We start from the raw sequence: 8,467 nt of genomic DNA on the forward strand, positions 1-8,467 counted from the left end.
TTGCCCTCGAAGGGACATGGCAGTCGTCGGACGGGACCGATGCGAAGATCTATCGAGGCAGCGGGCAACCGTGTTCCGGATTCTTCTACTCGGGCTCCAAACCTCTCGATATCGGCGGGCCGATGACCTGCTCGCTGTCGCAGAAGCCGGACCCACAGTCGCGGTACACGTTGCTGGTGACCCAGAGCGAGAACCACGGCAGCTACAAGGTCGAATTCGGTGACCGGGACCACGCGAACGTCTATGACGCCACCGGGAATCAGCTCTATCAGCTCACCCGGCTCTGAGCCCGCCGATCCGACTACGCGAGGTTGCTATGAGGTTCAATCCACCACCCGGGCGGCCGCCCGCGCCGCCCGGCTGGGCGCCCCCGGTCGGATGGCAGCCGGATCCGAGGTGGCCGAGGCCGCCTGCGGGATGGAATTTCTGGATCGCCGACAACAGTCCGAGCGCACTCGACACGATTTCTTCGGTTTTCGGCTGGATCGGCAGAACCATTGTCTCACTGGTGTCACTGGGCTTCGCAGTACTCTGCTTCATCTTCGGTGCATCCGACGAAGCGACGACGGGCGGCACCATCATCGCCTTCGCAGTCGGCGTATGCGCGCTGGCGTACGCGATCTGGATCACGTCCGGCCGCGCGTACTTCATCATCTTCTTCTCATAGAGCAACCCCGGCGGTGGGGGTGACAGCGCCGGTGACCTCGGCGGTGTGGGAGTGGGCATTTGGTCCCTAGAACCGGCTGACGCGGTGCGGTGTGCTCTAGGCATGACACATCACAAGATCTACAAGGACCGCGCCACCTTCGATCGCAGTCGGCTGGCCGACGAATTGCGGCGCATCGCCGACGAACTCGATGCCGGGGGCGTCGTGACCTACGGCACCGACGGCAATGCCGGATTCATCGCATTGCCCGAGGAGGTCGACGGCAAGCTGGAAATCGAGCGATCCAAGAATGAGGACGAGATCAGGCTTTCGGCGGAACTGCGATTCCCGGCCGGTACCACCGAGAACTGACGTCAGGGTTTCTTCGGCGCGTGCACGACCATGACCGGGCAGTGGGCGCTCTGCGCCAGCGCGTGCGCGGTGGATCCCAGCAGCATGCCCAGGAAACCGCCGCGGCCGCGGTTGCCCACCACGATCAGTTGCGCCGTCTTCGACCACTCCCACAACTCGTCCGCCGGGTCGGACACGTAGATCCGGTGCGACACCCGCACATCCGGGTACTTCTCCCGGTGGCCGGCCAGACGCTCGGCCAGAATGGCCTCCTCGACGCCTTCGAGGCCGGACAACTCCGCCGGTGCCTGCTCGCCCAGGAACACACCGAAATCCCAGTCGCTCCAGACATGGACCGCGACCAGCTCGGCACCGCGTTCGGATGCCTCGGTGAAGGCCGCGCCGATCGCGGCCTCGCTCACCGGGCTGCCGTCGATGCCGACGACCACCGGTCCGCTCTCGGGAACCGTGCCATCCGGGTCCGGGCGTACCACGATCACCGGGCACTGTGCGTGCGCCGTCACGGCCAGCAGGGTGGATCCCGCGGGCCGCGGCGGCCCGGCATGCGGATTCGTGCCGAGCACGACCGCATACGCCTCGGCACTGAGCTCCACCAGCAGGCGGCTGGCCTTGTCCGCGGACAGGTGCGTCGAAATGCGCAGTCCGGGTTCGAGTTTCCGCGCGGTCCGCTCGGCCTCCGCGACGAGCTGACGCCCGCGCTCCCGCAGCGCCTCGCGGACCGAGGGCGATCCCGCTTCGACGGGTCCCATCAGGCCGCTGACCCCGATCAGGTCGAGCCCGAGCACGATCGACAGTTCGCGCCGGTGCCGGGCCGCGTAGTGTGCCGCCCAGCGCAATGCCGTATCCGCACCGGGCGTTCCGTCCACCCCGACCAGCACGGTGGCCGAGGCCCGCACCCGCGGATCGTCGTAGGTCTGGCTCGTCATCGCGGCCTCCGGTCTCGTGCAGCGGGTTTCGGTGCCCGGACCGGGCCTTCGTTCCAGGTTATGGAACATGGCCCCTGCTCGGATGCGGGCAATCGTCACCGGTCGGGGGCCCGGTAAGCCCCTCACCGGAAGGGCCTTGGTCCCCTCACACGATCGAGCCGTCAGCTCTCGGGCATCTCCATGTGCGCGCGGGCGGCCGTGAGACGTTCGGCGGCGCAACGGGCGATGGTGGCTGCTTGGCGCGCTCGAGCTTCCGGGTGGGCGGTGTGCTGATCCAGCACGACCCGGATGCGGTCCAGTGCGTCGACGGCCTCACCGGCGGCCCGCCGCAATTCGGTGAGATGGTCGATGAGGTCGGCGACTTCGACGGTGGTCAGCGTCAGTGCCGGATGCTCGTCGCCGGCCAGAATCGCTTCGGCCGCGGCCTCCGCCCAGCGCGAATGCAACAGGTCGAGAATGTCGGACACCCTAGCCCCTCCCACGGTCACGGCTACGAAATCGGCCTCGAAAACGATATACGTGCCGGTAACCCCCTATCGGGGTGTACCCGCACGCCGCCGCGAGGCAGACTACCCGGGACCGGCAGTTGCAACGTCGCCCGACCGGGCTTCAGCTACGTAATGGAAGGAGCTGACGGGTTGTTCAGCCGCATTGCCATCGTGAATCGTGGTGAGGCCGCGGTACGCCTCATCCACGCCGTCCGGGACCTCGCCGCCGAGACCGGGACCACGATCCAGACGATCGCGTTGCACACCGATGTCGACCGCAACGCCACCTTCGTGCGCGAGGCCGACATCGCCTACGACCTGGGCCCCGCTTCGGCGCGCCCGTATCTCGACCTGAAGGCGCTCGAGCAGGCGCTGCGTGTCACCGAGGCCGATTCGGCCTGGGTCGGTTGGGGTTTCGTGGCCGAGGATCCGGCCTTCGCGGAACTGTGTGAGCAGATCGGGGTGACCTTCATCGGCCCGAGCCCCGAGGCCATGCACAAGCTCGGCGACAAGATCGGCGCCAAGCTGATCGCCGAGGAGGTCGGCGTCCCGGTGGCGCCGTGGAGCCGCGGCGGTGTCGACACCGTCGAGGCGGCGCTGGCCGCCGCCGAGGACATCGGCTACCCGCTCATGCTCAAGGCCACCGCCGGTGGCGGCGGGCGCGGCATCCGGATGATCACCAACCCGGACGAGCTCGTCGACGCCTACGAGCGCACCCGCCAGGAGGCCGCGCGCGCCTTCGGCAGCGGCGTCGTGTTCCTCGAGCGCCTGGTGACCGGCGCCCGCCACGTCGAGGTCCAGGTGATCGCCGACGGCCAGGGCACCGCGTGGGCGCTGGGCGTGCGCGACTGCTCGGTGCAGCGGCGCAACCAGAAGGTCATCGAGGAGTCGGCCTCGCCGGTGCTGCGTCCCGAGCAGGCCGCCGAGCTGAAGGCCTCGGCCGAGCGGCTGGCCGTCGCGGTCGGCTACCGCGGCGCGGCCACGGTCGAATTCCTCTACCACCCCGGCGATGAGCTGTTCGCCTTCCTCGAGGTCAATACCCGCCTGCAGGTGGAGCATCCGATCACCGAGGCCACCACCGGTTTCGACCTGGTGCGCGCGCAGCTGCTGGTCGCCTCCGGCGGCAAGCTCGAGGGCGAGCCCCCGGCCGAGCGCGGCCACGCCATCGAGGCCCGGCTCAACGCCGAGGACCCCGACCGCGACTTCGCCCCGGCCCCCGGCCGCATCGCCCGCCTGGATCTGCCCGCCGGACCGGGCATCCGCGTGGACACCGGTGTCAGCGAGGGCGACACCATCCCGGCCGATTTCGACTCCATGATCGCGAAGATCATTGCCTACGGCCGCAATCGCGACGAGGCGCTGGGCCGCCTGCGCCGCGCCATGGCCCAGACCCGCGTGGTCATCGAGGGCGGCGCGACCAACAAGAGCTTCGTGCTCGATCTGCTGGACCAGCCCGAGGTGATCGACGGCAGCGCCGACACCGGCTGGATCGACCGGGTGCGCGCGCAGGGCCGCCTGGTCACCCACCGCCACTCCACCATCGCGGTGGCCGTGGCCGCCATCGACGCCTACGAGGAAGAGGAGCAGGTCGAGCGGACCCGGCTGCTGTCCACCGCGGCCGGTGGCCGTCCCCAGGTGCAGCACCAGAGCGGCCGCCCGCACGACCTCAAGCTACGCGGCGTCGCCTACCGGGTGCGGGTCGCCCGCATCGGCGCGCACCGGTTCCGGATCGGGGTCGAGGCGGGCGGCGACATGCGGGCCGCCGACGTGGATCTGGAGCGTTTCGACCAGCACACCGGTCAGATCGTGGTGAACGGCAGCCGATTCCGCATCGTCACCGGCACCCACGGACCGGTGTACCTGGTCGATGTCGAGGGCGTCACCCACCGCATCACCCGTGACGAGGGCGGCGTCGTGCGTTCGCCCGCGCCCGCGCTGGTGGTCGCCACCCCGGTCGCCGTCGGCGACGAGGTCGAGGCGGGCGCGCCGATCCTGGTGCTGGAGTCCATGAAGATGGAAACGGTGCTGCGCGCGCCGTTCCGGGCCCGGCTCAAGGAGTGCGAGGTCGCCGTCGGCAGCCAGGTCGAGACCGGTGCGCCGCTGCTGCGGCTGGAGCCGCTCGCCGACGACGCCGAGGACACCGAAACCGCTTCGACCGCAACGGTCGAGCTGGAACTGCCCGGTGCCGCCGCGCCGGTGCGGCCCAACGAGGGCCTGGCCCGCAGCCTGCAGGATCTGCGCAGCCTGCTGCTGGGCTTCGATGTCGATCCGCACGACGAGCAGCGTGTGCTCGACGACTACCTGGCCGTGCGCCGGGCGGCCGGGGAGGATCACCGCCGTCCGCTGGCCGAGGAAGTCGAACTGGTGGAACTGTTCTCGGATCTGGCCGAGCTCAGCCACAACCGGTCCGACGACGGCGGCCAGGGCCACCTGCACAGTGCCCGCGAGTACTTCCACACCTATCTGCAGAGCCTGGATGTGGAGCGGGCCGGGCTGCCCGAGTCCTACCGCGCCAAGCTGGCCAAGGCCCTCGCGCACTACGGCGTCACCGAGCTGGACCGCACCCCCGATCTGGAGGCCGCGGTCTTCCGGATCTTCCTGGCCCAGCAGCGGCCGTCGGACACCGTCACCGTCATCACCTCGCTGCTGCGCGAGTGGCTGCGCGAACCCACGCCGGAGCGGGCGCTACGCGAACCGGTCGGTCTCGCGCTGGAGCGGCTGGTGGCCGCGACCCAGATCCGCTTCCCCGGCCTGGCCGATCTCGCCCGCGGTGTCGCCTACGCCTGGTACGGCCACCCGCTGCTGCTGCGCAACCGGGCACGCGTCTACACCACCGTGCGCAAGCACATGAGTTTCCTTGACGCCCAGCCCGATTCGCCCGAGCGCTCCGAGCGCATCGCCGACATGGTGCGCGCCACCGAACCGCTGGTGCGCCTGCTCGGCCAGCGCCTGGTGCGCGGCAATGCCGACAGCACCGTCATGCTCGAGGTGCTGACCCGGCGCTACTACGGCAACAAGGACCTCACCGACGTCCGCGCCGAGGAGGCCGCCGGGCACACCTTCGTGGTCGCCGAACGCCGTGGCGTCAGCCTGGTTTCGGCCGCGGTCTCCTTCGACGAGCTCGACACCGTGCTGCGCGGTCTGGCCGAGGTCGCCCGCGCGGGTGCCTCCGTCGAGGCCGACATCTACCTCGCCTGGGAGAAGCAGCCCGAGGACTTCGAGGCCATGGCCGCGGCGCTGCAGGAGAAGCTGAGCACCCAATCGCTCCCGGATCAGGTGCACCGGATCACCTGCACGGTGGCGGGCAGCGGTGGCGCGGTCATGCACCACCACTTCACCTTCCGCCCCGCCACCACCGGCATGACCGAGGAACGCCTGATCCGCGGTCTGCACCCGTACATCGCCCAGCGCATGCAGATGCGGCGGCTGCGCAAGTTCGACCTCACCCGTCTGCCGTCCTCGGACGACGAAGAGGTGTACCTGTTCCGGGCCGTGGCCAAGGACAACCCCAATGACGACCGGCTCATCGCGTTCGCGCAGGTGCGCGACCTGACCGCGCTGCGCGAGCACGACGGCCGCCTGGTGGTGCTGCCCACCGCGGAGAACACCATCGCCACCTGCCTGGACTCCATCCGCCGCGCGCAGGCACAGCGGCCGTCCAACAAGCGGTTCAACACCAACCGCGTGGTCATGTACATCTGGCCGCCGGTCGAGGTCACCCGCACCGAACTCGAGACCGTCATCGGCGGGCACGTGCAGCCGATGACCGCGGGCGCCGGGCTCGAGGAGATCCTGCTCATCGCGCGCCAGCGTGATCCGCAGACCGGCGAACTGACCAAGATCGCCGTGAGCATCTCCTTCGACGCCACCGAGGGCGTCAAGGTGAACGTGGTGGATCGCACCGACGACGCGGTCGAGCCCCTGGACGAGTACCGGCAGAAGGTGCTGCGCGCCAGCAGCCGCAATACCGTCTACCCGTACGAATTGACCGGTCTGCTCGGAGATTTCGCCGAATACGACCTCGACGCCGAGCACACGCTGGTGCCGGTGAACCGGCCCAAGGGCCACAACTCCGCCGCGCTGGTCGCGGGTGTGGTCACCACCGCGACCGCGCAGTACCCGGCCGGCATCACCCGCGTGGTGCTGCTGGGCGATCCCACGAAATCCCTGGGCGCGCTGTCGGAACCGGAGTGCCGCCGGGTGATCGCGGCACTGGATCTGGCCGAGCAGATGCGGGTGCCGCTGGAGTGGTACGCGCTGTCCTCGGGCGCCCGCATCTCCATGAAGTCGGGCACCGAGAACATGGACTGGGTGGCCGCGGCGCTCAAGCGGATCGTCGAGTTCACCCAGGCCGGCGGCGAGATCAATATCGTGGTCAACGGCATCAATGTCGGCGCGCAGCCGTACTGGAACGCCGAGGCCACCATGCTCATGCACACCAAGGGCATCCTGGTCATGACGCCGGAGTCGGCGATGGTGCTCACCGGTAAGCAGGCGCTGGACTTCTCCGGCGCCGTCTCGGCCGAGGACAACTTCGGTATCGGCGGCTACGACCGGGTGATGGGCCCCAACGGTCAGGCGCAGTACTGGGCACCGAATCTGCTTGCCGCACGGGACATCCTGATGTCGCACTACGACCACACCTATGTGGCGCCGGGTGAGGCCGGGCCGCGGCGGGTGGCGACCGGCGACCCGCTCGACCGCGATGTCTCCGATTTCCCGCACGTCCTCGACGGCAGCGATTTCGCCACCGTCGGCGAGATCTTCTCGGCGACCTCGAACCCGGATCGCAAGAAGCCCTTCGACATTCGCACCGTGATGCGGGCGCTGGCCGACCAGGACCACCCGGTGCTGGAACGCTGGGCGGGCATGGCCGACGCGGAGACGGCGGTGGTGCAGGACGCGCGCCTGGGCGGTATCCCGGTGTGCCTGCTGGGCATCGAATCCCGGGGTGTGCCGCGGCGCGGCTTCCCGGCCACCGACGGCCCGGACACCTACACCGCGGGCACCCTGTTCCCGCAGTCGTCGAAGAAGGCGGCACGCGCGATCAATGCCGCCAGCGGCAACCGTCCGCTGGTGGTGCTGGCGAACCTGTCCGGGTTCGACGGGTCGCCGGAGTCCATGCGCAAGGTGCAGCTCGAGTACGGCGCCGAAATCGGCCGGGCCATCGTCAATTTCGAGGGTCCGATCGTGTTCTGCGTCATCTCCCGCTACCACGGCGGCGCGTTCGTGGTGTTCTCCAAGGCCCTCAACCCGAATATGACGGTGCTGGCCCTCGAAGGCTCGTTCGCCTCGGTGCTCGGTGGCGCTCCGGCCGCGGCCGTGGTGTTCTCGGGCGAGGTCAGCGCACGCACCGCCGCGGATCCGCGGGTGAAGGACTTCGAGACGCACGCGGCGAGCGCGTCGGGCACCGATCGCGCGACGCTCACCGCCGAACGCGATGAGCTGCGCCAGGCGGTGCGCGCCGAGAAGCTCGGCGAGGTCGCCGCGGAATTCGATCGCGTGCACAATATTCAGCGCGCGGTGCAGGTCGGCTCGGTCGATGCCATCATCAGCGCCGCGGAGATGCGGCCGCGCATCATCGCGGCCATCGAGGCGGGGCTGCCCGCCTGATCGATCGCGCCGCAGGCGCAGCCACTGAATTGCGGCCGTTCATCGTCGGATGAACGGCCGCAATTCTTTTGGCTATGATCACCGATCGTGTCACCCTATGCACCACCGCAGTCCGAGTTCGGCAACCGCGCACGCTGGTCGACATTCCGTCATGAGCGCGACGTTCTCGCGGTGGTGCACAATGCGACAGCGGCGACCCGCCTGTTCGACACGCTCCCGGTGCTGGCGGGTGATCCGCGAATCCGGGTGGTGTTCACCATCACCGGGTCCTCGGCCTTCGACCGGGATACCGTGGAATTCCTGAACGGCCGTGGCGTCACGATAATTTCGTGGGAACAGGCCCTCGATACGGTGTGGGATCTGGCGGTGTCCGCGAGTTACGGCGGAAACCTGCACGAGATAAAAGGCCCACTCGCCGTAAC

The 8,467-nt window shown here is 69.1% G+C and carries 7 protein-coding genes; 4 read left to right on the top strand and 3 right to left on the bottom strand.

Annotated elements, in window-relative coordinates; all coding sequences use genetic code 11:
• Positions 1–287 (top strand): hypothetical protein (locus NS2_RS37010; RefSeq protein ID WP_045440770.1); only part of this gene is annotated, 287 nt, incomplete at its 5' end.
• Here the strand turns inward: NS2_RS37010 and NS2_RS34215 are convergent.
• Complete coding sequence (locus NS2_RS34215) at positions 274–672, bottom strand: hypothetical protein (protein WP_143161339.1); 399 nt, start codon at positions 670–672, stop codon at positions 274–276. The genes NS2_RS37010 and NS2_RS34215 overlap by 14 nt on opposite strands.
• Positions 673–769: 97 nt before the next feature.
• Between NS2_RS34215 and NS2_RS34220 the strand changes: the two genes are divergently transcribed.
• Positions 770–1,018, top strand: a complete 249-nt coding sequence (locus tag NS2_RS34220) for an amphi-Trp domain-containing protein (RefSeq protein ID WP_033091461.1) — start codon at positions 770–772, stop codon at positions 1,016–1,018.
• Between the two features lie 2 nt (positions 1,019–1,020).
• Here NS2_RS34220 and NS2_RS34225 read toward each other — a convergent pair whose 3' ends face one another.
• The gene (locus NS2_RS34225) at positions 1,021–1,944 is read right to left on the bottom strand and encodes a universal stress protein (RefSeq protein WP_033091462.1); all 924 of its coding nucleotides are present in this window, start codon (positions 1,942–1,944) and stop codon (positions 1,021–1,023) included.
• Positions 1,945–2,105: 161 nt separating this feature from the next.
• Positions 2,106–2,411, bottom strand: a complete 306-nt coding sequence (locus NS2_RS34230) for a hypothetical protein (RefSeq protein ID WP_033091463.1) — start codon at positions 2,409–2,411, stop codon at positions 2,106–2,108.
• Positions 2,412–2,582: 171 nt separating this feature from the next.
• On the opposite strand from NS2_RS34230, the gene NS2_RS34235 reads away from it, so the two are divergent.
• Together NS2_RS34235 and NS2_RS34240 are read left to right on the top strand one after the other, a co-directional pair.
• Complete coding sequence (locus NS2_RS34235; protein ID WP_033091464.1) at positions 2,583–8,045, top strand: ATP-binding protein; 5,463 nt, start codon at positions 2,583–2,585, stop codon at positions 8,043–8,045.
• A gap of 87 nt (positions 8,046–8,132) precedes the next feature.
• The coding region (locus tag NS2_RS34240) for a hypothetical protein (protein WP_222594905.1) at positions 8,133–8,467 on the top strand (335 nt) is incomplete at its 3' end.

It is taken from the genome of Nocardia seriolae NBRC 15557 (assembly GCF_007990715.1).
Classification (GTDB): domain Bacteria; phylum Actinomycetota; class Actinomycetes; order Mycobacteriales; family Mycobacteriaceae; genus Nocardia; species Nocardia seriolae.